General features: G+C 66.2%; 19 protein-coding genes. 6 read left to right on the top strand and 13 right to left on the bottom strand.

The annotated features are described in order from the left end of the window. Positions 1-34 precede the first annotated feature (34 nt). Complete coding sequence (locus IEW13_RS00740) at positions 35-1,012, top strand: NAD(P)-dependent alcohol dehydrogenase (RefSeq protein ID WP_188549008.1); 978 nt, start codon at positions 35-37, stop codon at positions 1,010-1,012. Positions 1,013-1,126: 114 nt separating this feature from the next. Here IEW13_RS00740 and IEW13_RS00735 read toward each other — a convergent pair whose 3' ends face one another. Continuing rightward, positions 1,127-1,699, bottom strand: coding sequence for an RBBP9/YdeN family alpha/beta hydrolase (locus IEW13_RS00735; protein ID WP_188549007.1), 573 nt, complete (start codon positions 1,697-1,699; stop codon positions 1,127-1,129). A 63-nt stretch (positions 1,700-1,762) separates the two neighbouring features. Between IEW13_RS00735 and IEW13_RS00730 the strand changes: the two genes are divergently transcribed. The 4 genes from IEW13_RS00730 to IEW13_RS00715 all read left to right on the top strand — a co-directional run bounded on the left by IEW13_RS00730 (position 1,763) and on the right by IEW13_RS00715 (position 5,006). Continuing rightward, positions 1,763-2,110 (top strand): MerR family transcriptional regulator, encoded by a 348-nt coding sequence (locus IEW13_RS00730; protein ID WP_188549006.1) that lies wholly within the window; start codon positions 1,763-1,765, stop codon positions 2,108-2,110. 557 nt (positions 2,111-2,667) lie between these two features. After that, the gene (locus IEW13_RS00725) at positions 2,668-3,183 is read left to right on the top strand and encodes a transporter substrate-binding domain-containing protein (RefSeq protein ID WP_188549005.1); all 516 of its coding nucleotides are present in this window, start codon (positions 2,668-2,670) and stop codon (positions 3,181-3,183) included. Continuing rightward, positions 3,180-4,190 carry a cation diffusion facilitator family transporter gene (locus tag IEW13_RS00720; protein ID WP_188549004.1) on the top strand — a complete coding sequence of 337 codons (1,011 nt, stop codon included), beginning with the start codon at positions 3,180-3,182 and terminating at the stop codon, positions 4,188-4,190. Before IEW13_RS00725 ends, IEW13_RS00720 begins: the two co-directional genes overlap by 4 nt. Positions 4,191-4,304: 114 nt before the next feature. After that, positions 4,305-5,006: a GntR family transcriptional regulator gene (locus IEW13_RS00715; RefSeq protein ID WP_188549003.1), complete on the top strand. Its 702-nt coding sequence runs from the start codon at positions 4,305-4,307 to the stop codon at positions 5,004-5,006. Between the two features lie 7 nt (positions 5,007-5,013). Here the strand turns inward: IEW13_RS00715 and IEW13_RS00710 are convergent, their stop codons facing one another. The 6 genes from IEW13_RS00710 to IEW13_RS00690 form a co-directional block, all read right to left on the bottom strand. After that, a complete protein-coding gene (locus tag IEW13_RS00710; RefSeq protein ID WP_229744837.1) occupies positions 5,014-6,204 on the bottom strand; it encodes a M20 family metallopeptidase in 1,191 nt (396 codons plus the stop codon). Continuing rightward, on the bottom strand, positions 6,201-6,953 hold the full coding sequence (locus tag IEW13_RS17275; RefSeq protein ID WP_229744836.1) for a gamma-glutamyl-gamma-aminobutyrate hydrolase family protein: 753 nt from the start codon (positions 6,951-6,953) through the stop codon (positions 6,201-6,203). Before IEW13_RS17275 ends, IEW13_RS00710 begins: the two co-directional genes overlap by 4 nt. Further along, positions 6,953-8,038 (bottom strand): M24 family metallopeptidase, encoded by a 1,086-nt coding sequence (locus IEW13_RS00705; protein ID WP_188549001.1) that lies wholly within the window; start codon positions 8,036-8,038, stop codon positions 6,953-6,955. The genes IEW13_RS17275 and IEW13_RS00705 overlap by 1 nt, the downstream gene beginning before the upstream one ends. Before the next feature lie 72 nt (positions 8,039-8,110). Beyond that, positions 8,111-9,907, bottom strand: a complete 1,797-nt coding sequence (locus IEW13_RS00700) for an ABC transporter permease subunit (RefSeq protein WP_188549000.1) — start codon at positions 9,905-9,907, stop codon at positions 8,111-8,113. A gap of 108 nt (positions 9,908-10,015) precedes the next feature. Beyond that, a complete protein-coding gene (locus tag IEW13_RS00695) occupies positions 10,016-11,131 on the bottom strand; it encodes an ABC transporter substrate-binding protein (RefSeq protein WP_188548999.1) in 1,116 nt (371 codons plus the stop codon). A gap of 8 nt (positions 11,132-11,139) precedes the next feature. Next, on the bottom strand, positions 11,140-12,201 hold the full coding sequence (locus tag IEW13_RS00690) for an ABC transporter ATP-binding protein (RefSeq protein ID WP_188548998.1): 1,062 nt from the start codon (positions 12,199-12,201) through the stop codon (positions 11,140-11,142). A 283-nt stretch (positions 12,202-12,484) separates the two neighbouring features. Here IEW13_RS00690 and IEW13_RS00685 point away from each other — a divergent pair, with 283 nt between their 5' ends. Continuing rightward, positions 12,485-12,931: a DUF7832 domain-containing protein gene (locus tag IEW13_RS00685; protein WP_188548997.1), complete on the top strand. Its 447-nt coding sequence runs from the start codon at positions 12,485-12,487 to the stop codon at positions 12,929-12,931. Positions 12,932-13,026: 95 nt separating this feature from the next. On the opposite strand, the gene IEW13_RS00680 is transcribed toward IEW13_RS00685, so the two are convergent. The 6 genes from IEW13_RS00680 to IEW13_RS00655 form a co-directional block, all read right to left on the bottom strand. Next, on the bottom strand, positions 13,027-14,034 hold the full coding sequence (locus tag IEW13_RS00680) for a nitroreductase family protein (RefSeq protein WP_188548996.1): 1,008 nt from the start codon (positions 14,032-14,034) through the stop codon (positions 13,027-13,029). Next, positions 14,031-14,732, bottom strand: a complete 702-nt coding sequence (locus tag IEW13_RS00675) for an aminopeptidase (RefSeq protein WP_229744835.1) — start codon at positions 14,730-14,732, stop codon at positions 14,031-14,033. Before IEW13_RS00675 ends, IEW13_RS00680 begins: the two co-directional genes overlap by 4 nt. Positions 14,733-14,965: 233 nt before the next feature. Beyond that, positions 14,966-15,643 (bottom strand): AroM family protein, encoded by a 678-nt coding sequence (locus IEW13_RS00670; protein ID WP_188548994.1) that lies wholly within the window; start codon positions 15,641-15,643, stop codon positions 14,966-14,968. Next, a complete protein-coding gene (locus tag IEW13_RS00665) occupies positions 15,640-16,578 on the bottom strand; it encodes a DUF1177 domain-containing protein (RefSeq protein WP_188548993.1) in 939 nt (312 codons plus the stop codon). Before IEW13_RS00665 ends, IEW13_RS00670 begins: the two co-directional genes overlap by 4 nt. Next, on the bottom strand, positions 16,569-17,645 hold the full coding sequence (locus tag IEW13_RS00660) for an S-methyl thiohydantoin desulfurase domain-containing protein (protein WP_188548992.1): 1,077 nt from the start codon (positions 17,643-17,645) through the stop codon (positions 16,569-16,571). Before IEW13_RS00660 ends, IEW13_RS00665 begins: the two co-directional genes overlap by 10 nt. Continuing rightward, positions 17,642-19,300 (bottom strand): OPT/YSL family transporter, encoded by a 1,659-nt coding sequence (locus tag IEW13_RS00655; RefSeq protein WP_188548991.1) that lies wholly within the window; start codon positions 19,298-19,300, stop codon positions 17,642-17,644. The genes IEW13_RS00660 and IEW13_RS00655 overlap by 4 nt, the downstream gene beginning before the upstream one ends.

Below are 19,300 nucleotides of genomic sequence, written 5' to 3'. Positions count from 1 at the left end.
TTTCGGTCTTGCGCCCATACGGGAGGGAACCCGGATGAAAGCGATCGTGCATGACCGCTACGGCGGCCCGGAGGTGCTCCGGCTGACGGACAGGACCATGCCGGTCCCCGGCCCGGAGGAGGTGGTGGTGCGCGTGGTCGCGGCGGGAGTCGACGCCGGCGTGGTGCACCTGCTGGAGGGCAGGCCGTTCCCGGTGCGGATGGCGTTGCCGCTACGCGGCCCGCGCGTACTGGGTACCGACGTCGCCGGGGTGGTCCACGCCGTCGGAGAACGAGTCACCGAGTTCCGCCCCGGCGATGAGGTCTTCGGCGTGTGCCCGGCCGGCGGGGACGGCTCTTTCGCCGAGTACGCCCGGACCACGGCGAGCAAGCTCGCCTTGAAGCCACGCCGCCTGTCTTTCCATCACGCCGCGGCGATTCCGGTCTCCGCCACCACCGCCCTGCAGGCGGTGCGGGACGCCGCGGCCGTCCGTGCCGGGCAGCGCGTCCTGGTCCTGGGCACGGCCGGCGGGGTCGGCCATTTCGCCGTCCAGATCGCCGATGCGGCCGGCGCCCGGGTGACCGGCGCCTGCAGCACCGCGAAGATGGCGGTGGTGCGAGACCTCGGGGCCGAGACCGTGATCGATTACACGGCCGAAGACCCGCTCCATCGAGGTCCCTTCGACGTCATCATCGACACCGGCGGCCACCGCAGCCTGCGGTCGCTGCGCCGCGCGCTCGCCCCGCGCGGGACCCTGGTCCTGGTCGGTTCCGAGCCGGAGGGGGCACCCCTGGGAGGCATGGGCCGCTCGATGCTGGCCGGTGCGCTGAACCCCTTCTCCCGCCAACGGCTGGTCATGCTCGCCTCCGCGGTGGACCGCGACGCCCTCACCGATCTGAGCGCGCTGGCCGAGGCCGGGAAGCTCGCCCCCACGGTGACGGCCACGCTGCCCCTGGACCGCACGGCGGAGGCCATCCGCCGGCTGGGCCGCGGCCACGGTACCGGCAAGACCGTCATCGCCGTCGAGGAGTAGACCGGCTGGTTCCACGGTTGTGCACTATTTCCTGGTGAGCTCACCCGGAAATAGTGCACAACCCCGGCAGCAACACTCGCACGGGTACAGGTTCAGCCGACCGCGGCAGTGCCGTCACCCCTCGTCCACCAGGAAGCCGAGTACGGGAGGTAGTTCCGTGACTCCGTCGGCACCGAGGAAGTGCCCCGCATCCGGGACGACAACCGGTTCGGTCCCCAGCCGCCGCGCCAGGCGGTCGGTCTGACACGGCAGCACGAGCTCGTCGGCGTCCGACCGGATCACCAGGAGCCGGCCGAGATGGCGTTCGATCCCCTCGACGGCGGCTCCGTCGCCGATGTGCGCGTCCAGCTCCGGCAGCGAGGGCAGCGGCTCGGCGAACGGCGCCACCAGGACCAGAGCGCCCAGCTCCCATGGTCCGCGCAGCGTCGCCAGGTGGCGGAGGATCGCCAGGCCGCCCAGGCTGTGCGCGATCACCGCGGTCCCGCCATCCGGTGTGCCGAGGCACTCCCCGACCGCGCGCTGCCATCCCACGGGGTCCGGCGAGTCCGGCGCCGGTAGCTCCGGGATGCGGACATGCGCTCCCGTCGCGGCGAGTTGCTCCGCCAGCCAGGGGAACCAGTGGTCCCGCGGGGTGGCGAGGTAGCCGTGGATGATGATGGCGCGCCTCAGCGTTGTCGTTTCCGTCATGTTCCGGAAGGCTAGGGCTTCACGCCGGCGTGAAGGTCAAGCCCGTGAGACCAGGAGGCAGATGTGCTGATCGGGGACCTCTCCCGCCGCACCGGGGTGAGCACGCGCGCGCTGCGCCACTATGAAGACCAGGGTTTACTGCGGCCCGAACGCGATACCAGCGGTTACCGGCGCTACGACGAGCACGACATCACCCGGGTGGCTCAGATCAGGACGATGCTGGCGGCCGGGATGAACACCGCGGCCATCTGCCGGTTCCTGGACTGCGCGCGGAGCGAGGAAGACGGCGTCCGCCTGGAGATGTGCCCCGATCTGCGCGCACAGCTCGACGCGCTGCAGGAGCGGCTGGAGAGCGAATCCCGCCGGATCCGCGTGACGCAGGAGAGGCTGGGCGCGCTCACCGGCTGCTGACACCCACAGGTGCCGGGCGGCCTCGTCGCCTGTTTCAGCCGCGGCCCGTGGTCCGGCCAGAGCTCGCACCCAGCAAGTGAGTACGCCGGCCGGCCCTCGCGCCGCCCGGTCCTCGACCCGGGCGGTTTCCACTGCCGGTTCTCCGGCTGGCGTTGCAGTTATGCACTAAGTCCCGCTGAGCTCACGTGGCATGAGCTCACGCGGAACTGGTGCGCAACCTGCGGCAGCAGCCATCGCGATCGGACGCCGGCGCCGGGTGATCTGCTGCGCCGCGCGCCAGGGCCTCTTCCGCACTCACCGGGGCCTCTTCCACCTGCCCCGGGCACCACGGAGGTACTGTTCTGCTAAAGCGCAAGGACTCCTGTTCCGGGCAGCCGCCCGGGGGCCACACGTGGAGTACCCGCGCCTCGGGTGGCGGAGTGCGTGAGAGCGCGCCCGGGGTGCCGCGGAGGAGTCCCCGGGGACAACGGGTGAAGGGTCAGGTGCACGCGCTGCCTGGAGCCACGCGCGAGGATTGGTGAGGCCGCAGCCGGCCGGGAACGAGGAAGGAACGGTGCATGGACGCATCGACGACGCCCCACCGTCCCAGCCCGGCCACGAGAGGCGCGCCGCCACGGGTCCTGACGGCGCTCATCGCGACATTGGCCCTGCTCGGCGGGTGCGCGCTGCCGCTCGACCCGGAGGACAGCCTGGAGCGGATCCGCGGCGGTGAGCTGCTCGTCGGCGCCACCGAGCACCTCCCATGGGTCGATCTCTCCGGGGAGCGCCCCGCCGGCCCGGAAGTGGATCTCGTGGAGGACTACGCCGGGAGGGCGGAGGCCGACGTCGTCTGGGTGCTCGGCAGCGAGGGCGAGCTGGTCCGCCAGCTGCGGGACGGTGAGATCGACCTGATCATCGGCGGGTTCGACGATCAGACGCCCTGGGAGAAGGAGGCCGCGGTCACCCGGCCGTACGCCACGAGCGCCGATGGCACCGGTCGGGTGCTGCTGACCCGGCAGGGCGAGAACGGCTTCCTGTTCGATCTGGAGAGCTTCCTGGTGGAACGCGAAGAGGCGGCGGGGGCGAGCCGGTGAACGCCGCGTTCGGGCGTGCCGAGCTGCCCGCCGAGCAGCGCGAAGCCCTCGCCAGAGCACGGCGCATCCAGTACCTGTGGCTGGGTATCCTGCTGGTCACCGTACTGGCGATGGCGGCGGTGATGGGCAATTCGCAGGCGATGAAGACCGCCTGGGCGGAGGACCTGCTGTCGTTCCTGCCGCCGCTGGCGTTCCTCATCGGCGCCCGCGTCGCGACCCGCACACCCACCTCCGCCTTCCCCTTCGGCTTCCACCGGGCGGTCGGCGTCGGGCATCTGGTGTCCGGAGTGGCGCTGGCCGGTGTCGGGCTGATGCTGATCTACGACGGCGCGAGCAGCCTCATCATGCAGGAACGTCCGCCCATCGGTGCTGTATCGGTCTTCGGCCATCCGGTCTGGCTGGGCTGGCTGATGATCGCCGTCGCCCTGGCCAGCTGCGTGGCGCCGGTGATCCTGGGCCGGATGAAACGGCGGCTGGCCGAGCAGCTGCACGACAAGGTGCTCCGCGCGGATGCCGATATGAACCGCGCCGACTGGATGACCGGGGCGGCGACCGCGGCGGGCGTGGCCGGCATCGGCGTCGGGTGGTGGTGGGCCGACGCCGCTGCGGCACTGCTGATCTCGGTGAGCATCACCAAGGACGGCTGGGAGAACGTCCGGGACGCCATCCGCGACCTCACCGACGCACGCGCCACCACGGTGGACAACTCACGGCCGCACCCGATCATCGCCCAGTTGAACGCGGCCATCCTCCAGGATCCGAAGGTGGTCGCCGTGCAGACCCGCGCCCGGGATGAGGGCCACGTCCTCCATGCCGAGGTGTTCATCCAGGTCAGCGAACCGGTCGTGGAGGTCGCCTGGCTGGAGGACCTCCGCCGCCGATCCGTCCAGATGGACTGGCGGGTCCAGGATCTGGTGATCGCGGTGACCGCCGAACCCCACCCCGACGCCGACGCCGCCTACGGTGGCCCCGAACAGGACGGCCCGGAGCAGGCGGCTGAGAGCTGAGAGACACAGAACGGCTGAGGGTCAGCGGCGCGGGCACCACGAGTCGCCCGCATCTACGCCGTCGTGTGACCGCGAACGCCCGCCCGGCGTCATCGCAGAGGATAGATTTAAGGTATGTCCCGTTCCGATCACCCCACAATAGAGTGGGGCGCACTCCGCTTGATCGGCACACCGGAGCACGCGCACGGCCCCGATCGCGTCGCCGATGCCCTGCGGAGGACGATCTCCGAAGGACGTATCCCCCCGGGTGCCAAGCTGCCCGAGATTCGGCTCACCGAGGAGCTGCGGGTCTCGCGTCACACCCTCCGGAGCGCCTTCCGCATCCTCGCGGGGGAAGGACTCGTCGAGCGGCGTCCCAACGTCGGTGTGTTCGTCCTCTCCCCCACCGCCGAGGATGTGCGCGAGATCTACCGGGTCAGGCGGATCGTCGAGACCGGGGCGGTCCGGTCCTCGGAGTTCCCCGCCGAGGCCATCTCCGCTCTGCGTGACATCGTCGCCCAAGCCGCTGCGGCACGCGAGGTGGAGAACACCTTCCTCATGACCGAGGCGAACCAGGATTTTCACCGTACGATCGTGGCTCAGGTCCGCAGCGACATGCTAGATGCGCTGATGGAGAGGATCCTCGCCCGGATGCGCCTAGTATTCGCCATCATGGGCGGGGATCCCGGCTTCCACAACGACTATCCACGACAGAATGCGGAACTCGTCGAGCTGATCGCTGCAGGTCGCAGGCAAGACGCAGAGCGCTACCTTTCCGACTACCTGACCCGGGCCGAAGGCGATCTCCTCGAGCATTTCGCGGATCCACCCCGGTAGAGACCCGTCAGCCGCAGAGACGCACGATCACACGCTTGTACAGCTGTATCGCGTCCAGATAATCATCCACCGCGACACGCTCATCAGGCATTGTGTTGAACTGGCCACCTGGACCACACACGACCCCGGGCATGCCCGTCGCGGCGAGATGCGCCGCGTCGCTGCCGAAGAACGACGAGGGAAAAAGCAGCCCGGTCGGCTGCGACGCTCCCCGAAGATCCGCCCATTCCTGGTTCAGCGTCCGGACCAGCAGGCTGTCCGTGTGGGCCTCGAACGGAGGAAAGTACGGGCGCTTCTGGATTTCGTCCAGCCACAGTACCTCGACGTGCAGCCCGGGAATGAGGTCCTGCACCGCGGCCGCTTCGCGCCGGATATCCTCGAGCACTCCCGCGACCGTCTGGCCGGGCGCGAACCGGGCACTCCCCGTCAGGTGAGCCACATCGGCAATCTGGGGTGGCCTGGATTCGTCCAGCGACTCGCCTATGCCCGCACGGACCAGCCCGATGTGACACCGATTGACAGCACGGTGGTCCGGATCCTCGGCCCCGGAGAATACGAGCCCGTTCAACATGGGTACGAGGGCCATCGCGGCGGGGATCACATCGACCGCTTCCTCCCGCTTGGATAGATGGCGAGTGCGGCCCCGCAGGACCACGCGGAAGTTGATGGAACCCGCATGCATCGTCATCGCCGCCAGATCGGTCGGTTCGCAGTTGATGAAGAAGTCAGCGGACCAGCCATCCTGAAGCAGGGCGAGGGTGCCGATGCCGTTCTGAAGCTCTCCGACCACATGGGTGAGGACGACATCGCCGGCAGGCTGAAAGCCTTCCGCAGCAAGCTCCTCCACGGCACGGAGATAGGCCGCGCATCCCGCCTTCATATTGGACACGCCTATCCCATAGATGTGGCCGTCCGCGACTCGCCCCTCCCATGGGTCCACGGTCCACCCCTCGCCCACATGATTCGTGTCGAGGTGCCCGTTGAACATCAGCCGCGGCCCCCGGCCATGCCCTTTCCACACGCCGACGGCGTTCAGCCGGCCCTCGCCGGCGTCGACGAGCCGGGTCCCAAGCCCGTGCGCCGACATCCTCTCGGCGACGTACTCCACGACCTCGGACTCGCCCGGCGTCTCTGTGCGGCTGTCGAACTGCACCAGCCGCTGCAGCGTGCGGATGCTCTCGTCCCGGTCCAGGTTCACGCGATGGCCTCCCACCCGGCGGCTCCCGAGTTCTCGCGAGCGCGGGCGGCATCCACGAATCGCTCCAGCAACCGGCGTGAGTGGGCATTTGAGGGCCAGTCGACCTCCGGATGCCATTGAACGCCAACGGCCCGGGGAGCGGGGCCTCCGATCTCGATGGCTTCAACTGTGCCGTCATAGGCCTGAGCGCTCCGCGCGACGCCGGTGCCGAGCCGGTTCAGCACCTGGTGGTGCTGACTGTTCACGACCATGCCGGTCTGCGGAAGCCCCGCGAAGATCCGTTCGAGGTACGAACCTGGCTCGACGCTCGCCTCATGTGCCGGCCCGGTCAGCTGCTCCAGGCCTGGACGATGTTTCTCCGCGGAGAACCCTGCAACGCCGAGGTCGGTCACGAGCGTGCCTCCGTGGATCACATTGACCAACTGCATCCCCCGGCAGATCGCGAGCACCGGAACGCCCAGGTTCACCGCGGTGCGGTATAACGACTCTTCGAAGTCGTCCCGGAGCACCGAGACGTTGGCTGTGAACGCATCGGCGTCAGCGTGTCCATACCGGAGCGGCGCGACATCGCCGCCGCCGCTCAGGAGCAGGCCGTCGATTCTGCCCACCCACTGCCGGACACCACCAGCCTGTTCCCGGTCGATCAGGAGCGGCACCGCCTGAAGCTCCGCGATTCCCTGGAGCATCACCCGCCAGTGGGTGAACTCCTCCAGGGTCGCCAGATCCGCGGTGACGCCGATGACGGGCATCAGGGGATCACCATCAGTTCCCGGGGGTAGTTGGTCAGCCTCTCGTAGCCATCGGCAGTGATGGCGATGGTGTCCGAGATGTTCAATCCGTCATAGCTCAGATAGGTATGGAAGGTCATGCCCTCCTCGAAGGTGAAATCGCTGGCGCTCGTCACCTGCAGAGGCTCCCAGCTGATCGGCGGAAGCATCAGCCCGACGCTGTAGAAGGTCTTGTTGATGTAGTTCTCCGCGATACCTGCCTCGCGCATCCCATCGCGATACGCCGCATCGGCCGGCCGGCAGCTGACTCCGGCCCTGACATGCTGCAGGGCGCTCTCCTGGATCTGGACCATCGCGTCATAGGTCCTGAGAATCTCGGGGGCGGGTTCTCCGATGACGGCGGTGCGCATCGCACGAGCGTGGTAACCGAGCACCCTCGGGGTGAACTCCAGGAATGCCCTGTCACCGGGGACGATCTCCCTGTCCTCGTAGGAGGCGTGGATGTGGAAGGCGCGTTCGCCGGTGGAGATCGGCCCGGGCTGGGCCCAGTCGCTGCCGGCCGAAACCGCCACCCGTGAGATTTCCGCGGCGAAGTCGCGTTCGTTCGTCCCGGCGCGGAGGGTGTCCTGTGCCGCAGCGTACATAGCGTCGACGATCTTTCCGGCCTTGCGCTGGTACTCGATTTCCGCCGGAGACTTGGTGAAGCGCAGCGCCGTGACCAGAAGCCCCACATCGACGAAGTCGATCGACGGATACGCGGCGATCATCCCGTTGATCAAACGCGCGTTCGCCCGCCAGGAACTGCCTTCATATCCCACCCGTCCCGTCACGCCGGCTTCCGCAAGCGCCATGCGGACGACCTCGTCCACCGTCTGCCAGTCTTCCCACCACACCACGGAATCCGGATAGCGGGAGTCGCGGAACCAGAACGCTTCCGCCTTGCGCACGACGTTGACCGGCTCTCCCGTCATCGGGACCGCCAGGAAGCCGAACGACGTGGCATAACCGTTGGTGAAGAATCCCGAGATGTAAGTGAGATTCTCCGGTTCGAAGATCAGGACCCAGTCCAGCCCTTCGTGACGCATCCGCTCACGCAGACGTTCCAAGCGGGCATCGTATTCTTCCGGTGCGAACCACATGCGAGCGTGGGTGTCCTTTCTTCCAGGAATGAGTAGGTATCAGAGGGACGCGGCGACGTTCTGACGCCGGCGCATGACGATGACCGCGACGATCCCGACGATCAGGATGGCCACGAAGAAGAGGAAGCCGACTGCGGCGACCTGGGGACTGACGACTTCCCTGATCGTCCTGAACATGAGCCGTTCGAGCGTCTCCGCTCCCGGCCCGCCGACGAACTGCGCGAACACCAGGTCGCTGAAGCCCATCACGAAACCGAACATCACCGAGGCGATAAGGGCCGGAGCGACCAGTGGCAGCACAACCGTGTAGGCCACCCGCGACGGTGATGACCCGAGGCTCGCAGCAGCGTTCTCGTAGACGCGGTCGAGTCCCTGAAAAGCCGTGTTCATGACGATGACGGCATACGGCAGGCATAGCAGCACATATGCGAGGAAGACCGCGGTCTCGGTGCCCTGGACATCCACCTCGACGAAACTGAACAACAGCGCCACCGCGACGACGATCTGCGGCACCACGAGCGGAGCGATCAGGAAAACATAGGCCATAGGCGACCAACGGCCCGCTGCTCCGCGAGCGATGGCGAACGCCGCCAGCGAACCGATCGCGGTGCCGATGAGCGCGGCGAGGATGGAGACTCGCACGCTCAGCTCCGTGGCTGCGAGCCACTGCGGAGAGGAGAAGTACGACTCGATCCACTGGGTCGAATAACCGGACGGCGGGAACCTGAGATAGGCGTCCTGGCTGAACGCCAGGATCGAGATGATGATGAACGGCGCCAGGGCCAGCAGGATCGCCGTGAGGGTCAACACCCAGGCGATCCAGAGCCTGACCGGCTCGAGCACCCGGCTCACAGCGGTTCCGCATCGGGAGAGCAGGCCATCGGACAGATACCGTCCCATGTCCCCGCGTCTTGTAGTGACCGCCTTCTGCTTGAGCTTCCGGCGGGCACCTGCAGACGCGTCGAGTGTCAGCCCCAGCTGCTTGCGGAAGAGCACCATGAGCACAAGGGTGATGAGCAGCATCACCACGGACTCGGTGGCCACTGTTCCGCGTTGCCCCGGCTGTCCCAGCAGTGTGTCCATCCGCTGGGCGAACATCGGCGAAGACGGGCCCTGGAGGAGCATCGGCGTGATGTAGTAGCCCATCGCTGAGATGAACACCAGAGTGGACCCGGCAAGGATGCCCGGGCGGGACAGCGGCAGGTAGACCCGAGCCCAGCTCTGCACCGCGTTGCTGCCGAGACTCCGGGAAGCTTGGAGCAAGGACCTGTCGATCCCGCGCATGGTGTTGTATAGCGGGAAGACCATCATCGGCAGGAGCACCTGGGACATGCCGATGACCACCCCGATGTCGTTGTAGACGAGCCGGATGGGATCGTCGATGACGCCGATGCCGATCAGAAAGGAGTTGATGGGCCCGCGGTCCGCCAGGATGATGGTCCAGGCGTAGGTGCGGACGAGAGCCGAGGTGAAGAACGGGAGGCAGACGAGTCCGAGCAGGATGATCCCGACGACGCTGCCCTGCCGCGAAGCGATGTACGCGACCGGATACCCGAGCACGAGGCAGACCACGGTCACGATTGCGCTGATGGTTGCTGTCCGTAACAGGACCCGCACGAAGACCGGGTCCGTCGCGTCGGCGAAGAACGTGCTCGTCCCGCCGTCGGCGAAGAGCGCGCCGTACACCATGTTCACCAGCGGCAGAAGGAACACGATGACGGCGAACACGACAGCCGGAATCAGCAGAGCCGCCAGGACCGGTGCCCGCTTGGCGCCACCCGGCGTGGCGCGTCGGCGCGAAGCGGCCCGTGCAGAGCCGTGGAACGGAAGTCTCATGGGAATCCTTCATCCGCGGATGCCGCTGACGGGACGGTGCACGGTCCCGTCAGCGGCATGCGCCAGGAGCTGTCTGGAGGGAATACAGCAGGAGCAGCGGTCAGCGGCTCATCCGGAGATCCAGTCCTGCCAGTAACCGATCGCGACCTCGGACCAGAGGCCGCCCTCAGGGGACTCCTCGCCCCAGTACTCGGTGCTCTGCGGCACGACCTGGTCGGCATGACCGGGCGCGGTGGGCAACGCAGCCTGCCGGTCTTCGTCGATGTCGTCATAGGCCGCGGCGTTGGTCGGCGCATAGGTGATGAGGCCGGCGAACTCCGCCTGGCGATCGGGGCGGCTGGCGAACTCGATGAACTGCTGAGCGGCTTCGACATTGTCGGCGCCCTCGGGAACAGCCCAGTAGTCGACATGCAGCAGCGCCTGGTTCCATGTGTATGCGATGGAATCGTCATCCGCCGCGAGGTCGTTCACGCGTCCGTTCCATGCCGACACCGCGGCGACCTGCTGATCGGCGAGGAGCTGGGCGGACTCGGCGCCGGAGGACCAGAACGTCAGGATGTCCGGACGCAAGTCGTCCATCTTCGCGAGTGCTCGCTCGTAATCGATAGGATACAAATCATCGGGTGCGACGCCGTCGGCGAGAAGCGCAATCTCGAAGACGCCGTTCGCCAGCACCGAGCCCTCTCCCATCGAACGCTGGCCGGGATAGGCGGCGGTGTCGAAGAAGTCCGACCAGTCTTCCAAGTCGCCGCCTGTGGTGTCCGGTCGGTAGGCGATCTGGGTGGCGTAGATGAGCGAGGGGACAGCGTGGTCGAGTACCGGGAACGGGTCGAAGTCCGCGGTGTCGACCGTCTCCCAGCCATCCGAAGAGACCGGCTGCAGAAGTTCGGCGTTCTCCCAGTTCGGCAACATCGAAGCGGCGATGTTCACCACATCCATGCCGGGATTGCCCGCCTCCGCTGCAGCGTAGATGGCTGTTTGTGATTCTTGCGAGGCCGGCACGATCTCGATCCCGGTCTCTTCGGTGAAGGGCTCGAAGAACGCCTGGCGTTGCGCTTCTCCCCACGCACCACCGCCGTCCGCCACATAGAGCTGCGCCGAGGCATCGCCTCCCGCGCCGGAGCCGCATCCTGTGGCGAGGAGCGTGGCGGCGGCCGAGGCGCCGAGGATCGTCGTCAGTTTTGTCGTCCGGGGCATGATGTTTTTCCTTCGCTGCGGGTTCACGGAACTGTTCACGGGAAGATGACTTCGGATCTCCGATCCCAGGTCAGGGAGACGCGGTCCCCCATCGTCCGGGACGGATTGCTGGCGGGTTCCTGCACACGCAGCGCCACCCCGTCGACATCGACGAGGACATGACGGTTCGCGCCTTCGAAAATGGTCTCCGAGACCGTCCCACGGAGGCCGGATGCGTCATCGGCTCCAATGCGCATGAGTTCGGGGCGAATGCCGAAGTTCTGCGCCCCGGCGGCCGGATCCGACGCACCGGTAGCCTCCGCATCGACAGCCCGGACCTGGCCCGACTCGCGGCGGAAGAAGTTCATCTGCCCGACAAAGGCGGCGACGAACTCGGAATTCGGGGCGTTGTAGAGTTCCTCCGGCCCGTCCATCTGGAGTATCCGGCCGTGGTTCATAACGGCAATGCGGTCGGCCATGGACATCGCTTCGCCCTGATCGTGCGTGACGAAGATGATGGTGGTTCCCAGAACCCGGTGGATCCTGCGGATCTCCAGCTGAACCTGTTCTCGCAGCTTCCGGTCCAGGGCGCCCAGCGGTTCGTCCATCAGCAGTACCGGCGGTTTGTACACCAGGGCCCGGGCAAGTGCCACGCGCTGCTGCTGGCCGCCGGAAAGCTGATGGACCTTCCGGCCGGCGAGATGCGTCATATCAGTCAGCTCAAGGACCTCTGCGATCGCCCGCTTCTTATCCTCCCGGTCCCATCTGCGGTTGCGCAGGGGGTAGGCGATGTTCTTCTCGACAGTGAGATGAGGAAACAGCGCGTACTTCTGGAACACCATGCCGAGGTTTCTCCGGTAGGTGGGTACGCGCGTCTGCGGTACCCCGCCGATGGAGACCTCTCCCTCGTCGAGTTGCACGAACCCGGCCAGTGACATCAGCAGGGTCGTCTTCCCCGAGCCGCTCGGTCCCAGCAGCGCGACGAACTCACCGGGTCGGACCGACAGGGTGACCTCGTCGAGGGCACGCATCGATCCGTACTGTTTGACCGCTCCCACCACCTTGATCGATGCGCCGTCAACCGAGGTGGCACGCGCAGCAGGAGAGTCCGTGTTCACCGGCATGAGTCCCCAATCGGTACGTTTCGCTTCAAGATTGTTCCACAATATAGCACGTGAGTGTGGGCCCCACCACACTCACGACCGCTCGGCAAAGGCTGCCGCCAGGCGGCTTGTCCCTACAGACGGACACGTTCGGCAAGTGTTCATGCGCCTGTCACGGTGCCGCGACCGGGTGAACACTCCGGGCTTCTAGCTTGGGGAGTCACCGCGGGCGAGGTCTCCCACCAGGGAGAAGATCCCGCGCAAGCCGGAAACGACCGTGAAGAGGAAGTGAGCGCACATGGGCCGTCACGACGGAGTGACCTACGACGATGCCTCCTGGCACACTGGCAGCGACTTCCCCGAGGAACTCGACACCCACGCCGGCCGCACCCACATCGGGATGTTCCTGGCCTGGGCGATCGAACGGGGCCTGGGCGGCGAACTGGTCCACGAGTCACAGCCCGGCCTTGCGGACAGCCTGCGGGCAGGAACCCTCACCGGCGCCGAGGTCCTCCGTGACACCTGTGACGACACCCTCAGCGACGACTGCTTCTCCGAGACCGGCAGGGCGTTCGCCGGCGACTACTACGAGGAGCACTACCTGGACGACTATGTGGCGCTCTCCGACGACCGCCTCCCGACCATCTACCACGAGCCGAATTCGCCGGAGAAGTACGCACGGATCTGCGCCGTCCTGGACCGACGTTTCGCCGAATGGCGGCGCGGGGAGCTGGGGGCGGCGTAGCGCTAGGACGTGACGTGCACAGCGAGGCGCCCCTGACGATGGGGGTCAGGAGCGCCTCGTCTGAAGCTCCGGGGCCTGGCCTGGCCGCGCCGGTGTCAGTGCAGCGTCATGACGTGAGCCAGTGGCGGTTTGGCCGAACGCGTGACGTAGGTGCCCTCCTGGGCGTATCCAAACGCCAGCATGCAGACGATGAGTTCTGATTCGGGAATCGCGGCGACCTTCCGGAGTTCCCTGCTCGCGGCGTCCGGCATAGACCAATTCAACAGACAGCTTCCGATGCCCTGCGACTGGAACCCCCACACCAGATTCATCAGGAAGAGCCCGCCGTCGATCCACGGTTGCGTGAGTTCCTTCGCACCGGCGAACATGCTCAGTTCTACGGTCGCGACGGCCAGATGCCTGATCCCCGTCAGCCCTCGGTTTCCCTGCTGCAGGTCAAGAAGCGGGCCGATAGCCGCCCGCCCCTCGTAGAAGTGCACCCGGCCCGCCGCCCGATTGCATACAGATGGCGAATGCAGGGCCACTTCGACTGCGCGCTCGATCGCTTCCGGACTTACCGGTTTCTCGGGGTCAAACGACCGTACGCTACTCCGCTGCGCGAAGAACTCAGTCAGCGCGTCCCGTTTCCGGCTGGGACCATCATCGGGCGCCAACAGAGCTGGCTGGGTGAGGTCGGGATCGCGCGTGCCCCTGTCAGCGCTATTCCACCGCTGCAATGCCCGCAGTGCCTCCCGCGCCTGGTCTTCTGCGCTCACCAAACCATCGCCCTTACCGGAGAGCTCGGCAGCCAGCGCGAGAAGGAATGTGAGGCGTTCCTGTGCCAACCGCCCGAATGGGCGACGAGGCTCGGCGATGCTCAGGCCCTTCTCGATACGGTGAGTCTCAAGCCGTAAATGCGCCTCGATGTTACCAGGCGGCAATGCCACGCCGGGGCGCGGCGTCTCGGGTGCGCGGAACCTCTCGAAGCGTTCTGCGACCATGGCGCTCTCGTGCATCACCAGGTCATCGCCCGGCTCGTGAGTCCCGCCGTTCTGCACACCGCAATCGCATGCACTGGATGAGGCTGTCATCCGTTCCAGAGGCGTCGGGAACCGGTCATTCACGGCGCCGGTACCCATTCGATCGTCGGACCGGACACCACGCAATCGATGTGAACGCCTGCCGCGAGCGTGCCGCCGAATGTGTCGTTGGAGCCGAAGGCGACATGAACGGTGTCATAGGCCTTCTCATCTTCCAGGATCTCACCGATGATCCGCGCCTTGTGGTTCGTACCGATCCCGAGCTCGGCGACCTGCCGGCCGAGTCCGTCACCGAGCAGCTCGAGAAGACGCTCACCCGCACTCCCGGACGCAGAGAGGAGACGCCCCTCCTCAATGGCCAGCAGCACTGGTTCCCGCAGCAGTCCGATCCCGGCAATGGAACCGTTCACTTGCAGGGTGCCGGAGGCGCGATACTCCAGGGGCGCCAGATACGCCTCGCCGCTCGGGAGATTCCCTCCGGTTGCCTTACCCCGGTAGACGCCGGTACTGGCAATCCCGGCCCGGCCCGCGACCGGGATGCGCAGCACACAATCCTTCCCGGTTCTCAAGACCACTTCATCGGCGCGGGTCAGCCGCTCCGCCATATCCAGGGTTTCCCGCTCCACCCGGGCGTAATCGGCGGTCAAGGCGCCCGATGTGAGCATCTGCGCTGTGATACCCGGCATGGTGATGAACAGCTTGCCTGCGTTGATCGCCTGCCTCCGCGCCGCGGTATGGGTGAGCGAGTGCCGCGTGAGGCAGAACACCGCATCGAACTGCAAGAGCGTGTGCACCGCGGTCTCTGGCGGTTCCTCACCTGAGCGTGACCGATCAGCGAATGTGTGGATCTCAGCGTGCCCGTGCACAGTTCGCATCGCAGTGGTGAATCGCGTGGCCAGTTCACAGGTGGAATCGTCGCTGAGGACAAGGATCCTGTCGCCGGGCTCGAGCGCGACGTTCTGATCGAGGATGTTCCGGACTGTCGCCTCAAGTGTCCGGTCGCTGGGCATCGTTGTCATTCTGCCTCTCCGAGCTTCTGCGCGACGTACCGCGGAATGAACTCCTGCGGCACAAGCACCTCACATCCACTGGCTTCCTGGACCGTCTGTCCATGCGCCGCGGTGTATCCCATGCAATCCAGCACGATCAGCTCCGGCCGGTGGACGGCCAGCACGGCCGCCGCAGCCGCCAGATCGGCCTCTCCGTAAGGCGTCGCCACGGCGGTATGGATGGTGACGCCGAGCTCGTCCCATTTGGCGCTGATGTCTTCCGTCTGCCTGCTGAGCGGCACGACCAGTCCGAGGCTCCCGTCCAGCTGACGGTCACGCGCTGCCTGAAGCAAGAGCTGGTCGGGGAAAAACAGCGGCAACCCAGAGGTGAGCATCGGGAAATCACCCGTGCATACGACCACGACGGCTGCGCACTGAGACTCCAGCTCGTTGACCCGCTGCTGCAGCAGCGGGACGACGTGCCTCTTGGCCAGTTCGACACTGGTGCCCGAAAGCAGCCTGGTGATGTAGGTGGTCTCACCTTCGGCAGGGGCCAATGTAGACCTGATCGCGTCTTCGCTCAGGCCATCGAGCGCCCCGGCCTGGACGATCCCTATACCGGCACGATCGAAATGAGGCGCGAAGGACTGGGCGATGTCCTCCCTCGGGGCCTGCCCGATCGTGACGACGCCGAGGGCGCTCATGCCGGGGCCGGCGGGACGTAGAGATGTTCCAGCGAGCCGTACAGGTCCACCAGAGAGGCATACTCCGCCTCGTCGATGAAGGCCGCGCGCTCAATGCCGAATTCCTTGGCGACCTCGATGGCGAATCGTGCGGCCAACGCGATGTCCGTCTCGTGACTGGCACCGGTTGCGCTGCCCGGGACCACGCTCTGCGCCGTGATGGCCACACCGACGACGGGGACCTGGGCGGTGACGGCGGGCTGCAGGATGCTGTTGATGTGATGAATCCCGTTCCCGTAGGGCGTGATGTCCTGCGTGGTGATGGGAAGGGTCTGCGCCGGCACCCCTGAGACGGTCTCCAGTATCCGCAGGAGATCCTCCGAGAACCGCAGGATGTATCCGCCCAGCACGGGGGCGGAAACTGCGACGCCCCGGTGATTCACTATCCGGTTTCCCTTGGTGGTATCGATGGAGAGGATCGCGTCCATCTCCGGGATCACCTCATGGGCGTTCATGGTGGCGATGTCCACCGGCGAGTCCATGAACTCCACCGGCTCATGCGGCAGGGTAGGGGCGTCGGGACAGATGTGGGTCGCGATGAGCACGTCACCGGTGAGCTGGTCACCCCGCTCGTGCATCCGCGCCAGCTTGAGTGCTGTGGCCACGGCCGCGACGGCGCCGTCGCCGTCAGAGACCAACCCGATGCGATCCGGCCGCGCGCCGATGCCGCCGAGTCGGCCGATCACGCCGAGAGTCCTGGCCTGTCCGCCGGTGCTCTTTCCCGCCGCTCCGGGGATATCGATACGGACGAAATCCGTGCCGCCCTTCGCCGTAGTGACACGCTGTGTCGAGACCGTGACTCCGGGGTAGGCGGCGAGCAACTGCACCACCTGCTCGCCGCTCACTTTCGCGTCGTCGAACAGGTCGACGACCTCCAGAACTTCCTTCAGCGCCACAGAGCCTCCTGGTGTTCGATGATCTTCTTGTTCACGATGGGTTCGATTCCGGCGAGCAGCGACGCGTCACGCATGGTGCTTCCCAAAAGCAGCCGGTCCACGGCAACTTTGATCACAACAACGTGCTGCTGTTCCTGGATCTCGGCGGTGACGACCGGCGCCCCGGTGCGCGCATCCAATGTCATGAGAAGCTCCGGGAAGGTGCCGATACGTTCCTGCCCGCACTCGGCGGTCATGTACTCGTTCCAGAACGTCAGCTCAACGCCGTCGACGCGGACGAGGCCGACGTCGAAACCGCCGCGTTGCACGATCTGGACTTCACTCACCGGACCCTCGGCCAGCCGCTCAGCGCCCAGATGCCCGACGACGGCATCGACCCGCGCCTGACCCTGCTCGGCGCCGAGGAAGACTTTGCCCAGCTCAATCGCCTGAGAGACTCCGCCCAGCGCAGCATGCTGGCGGATGTACGCCACCTCGACCGGGTTGCGGCACACGCTGACGAGCCCACCGGCGTAGACCGAAACCTGACGAACCACATCGGACGCCTCGCTGAGCGTCCCGGCGATCGTTCCGGCAAAGCGTCTGGTGCCACTGCCGCCGCTGAAGCCTTGCAACGAGCGGTATCCAGTCCGTGCATGAAGACTCAGCGCACCCATCGACCCGGTCGGATGCGCACGGCCGTTCGCAGGGCTGTCCACCACCGGAAGTCCCAGGGCAGCCGCCTGCAACCAGCCGTTGATCGTCGTCGCCGCGCCGTTCTCGTTGGTCATCAGCGCGCTGAGCCCGCTGTCGGCATGCTGCTGGACCAGTTCGACCGCCTCGACCATCTGATCAGCGGTGAGAAAAGCGTCTTGCGCCGAAGGAGCCCCTACCAGCGCCACGCACGCCACCGTCTGGTCGTCATCCAGTTCGTCGAGGCTGATCAAAGTCGGTCCCTCGGACCGTTCGAACAAATCCCGCACCTTGGCCTCACCCTCCGCGATGAGGCCACCGCCTCCGCCGCCGAGGATGCATCCGCCGTAGATGGCCGCGACGCCGTCGTCGTGGGTAAGTCTCCGTTGTGTCATGCACGTGCCTTCCAAAGTGAACTGAAGAAGCTGTAGAGCGCGTCACCGGCGATGAAGCCCGCCGCGACCGTGTACATCGTGTTCTGGGACTCCTCGCCACGCAGGCGCAGGATGATGAAACGGAGCGTGATCCCCGCGATCACAGCCCAGCCGGCCAGAGGGTTGAGGATCAGGAGACCGGTGGCGAACATGACGCCGATCTGGCGCTTCGGTCCGCCCAGGAGCTGGACCAGGGCACCGGGGATGGCCCACAGCAGCAGGAGTACGCCGACCTCGCCGCTGATACCCGATTCGATGGTCGCCGCGTAGACGTGGTTCACCGGAGCGAAGAGGTCCTGGGAGAAGTAGCTGTCATGGGCGAGCATGACGACGACGAAAGCGACCGTGAAACCGATGATGCCGGCCTTGAGCTGCTGGCGGCGACCGAAGAGTTCCTGCTGGACGCTCATTCCCTCGCGGATGAGCCTGCCGGTCTTCAGGTCGTACCCCATGTCGGCGAACGCCGGCCCGGTCGCGGCCACGTAGCCTGTGAGCAACGCCAGGGCGACCGGCGGGAAGCCCAGGAGAATTCCGACGATGAGCATGATGAGAGTGACCGCGAAAGCAGGAAACCACCCCGAATGCATCGCCGCGATGCCAACGATGATCTCCGTGGCAAAAGTGGCTGCAGCTGCGAACGCCATGAAGAGCAGCAGCTGCCCGATAGAAAGGTCCGTGATGAGACCGCCGATCAGAGCCATCATCAGGGAGCCCGAAAGGTAGAGCCCTCCGCCCACCATGAAGGCGTTGCGGATGTCCCGGTCATTCCGGGTGTACTGATGGTCCACTTCAGCCGACGGTCCGGGATTTACTTCGGCGGGGGAAGCCTGCGGTGATGGCTCCGCGGCTTTTTCGACCTTTGCCTTGCGCCGGGACTTGATCAGAATGAAGACGAACTGACCGAGGGCGACCACACCGGCACCGACCATCATGCCGTGCGGCACGTAGAGGGCGTCGAGGTCGACGCCGAACAGAGGGTCGGAGTATGCCCGCGACAGGAGGCCCACCCCGAAGAAGCCGAGCGCCCAGATATTGCCGATGAAGGCGACCCCGAATGCGGACATCGAGACCCCGAAGTGTGCCCCTGCCGCCCCTCCGAGGATGCCCAAGCCGAGCAACTTCGCCTTCTTACCGCCCTGGTCCCCAGCTCGCAGCGCTTCGGCGGAGGCGACACCGACGGGCCACGCTTCGTTCGATCCGAACAGCTTGGAGTCGAAGAGCTTGTAAAGCACGAAGACGTCGACCGCCAGGGCAAAGCCGGCACCGAAGAGCATCGGCCACACCAGCTCGGGCATTCCCAGGACATAGGGAATGCCGATGGGAATCATCAGGCTATTGGCAGCACCGAACGTCGCCGCAGAGATCGTGGTCTGGATCAGGTTCTGGTTATGGATGTTCCGGAACTGCAGGAACCAGCGAATCGGGATTCGCGCGATGATGATCGCGATCAGTACACCGATGATCGATGTGTTCGGCGTGATGCCCAACGAGGTGATGAGCTGGATCCCGATGATCGATCCCAGGACCGCCACGCCGGCCGAGACGACGACGAACGTGAAGTTGAACGACTTCTGCGGAACCGTGGTCGTGCTTGTCTGTGTTGTCTCCTGCGACAT

Source organism: Sediminivirga luteola (assembly GCF_014639315.1).
Classification (GTDB): domain Bacteria; phylum Actinomycetota; class Actinomycetes; order Actinomycetales; family Brevibacteriaceae; genus Sediminivirga; species Sediminivirga luteola.
Note: the sequence above shows the minus strand (reverse complement) of the source record. Positions and strands in the feature narration are given on the sequence as shown.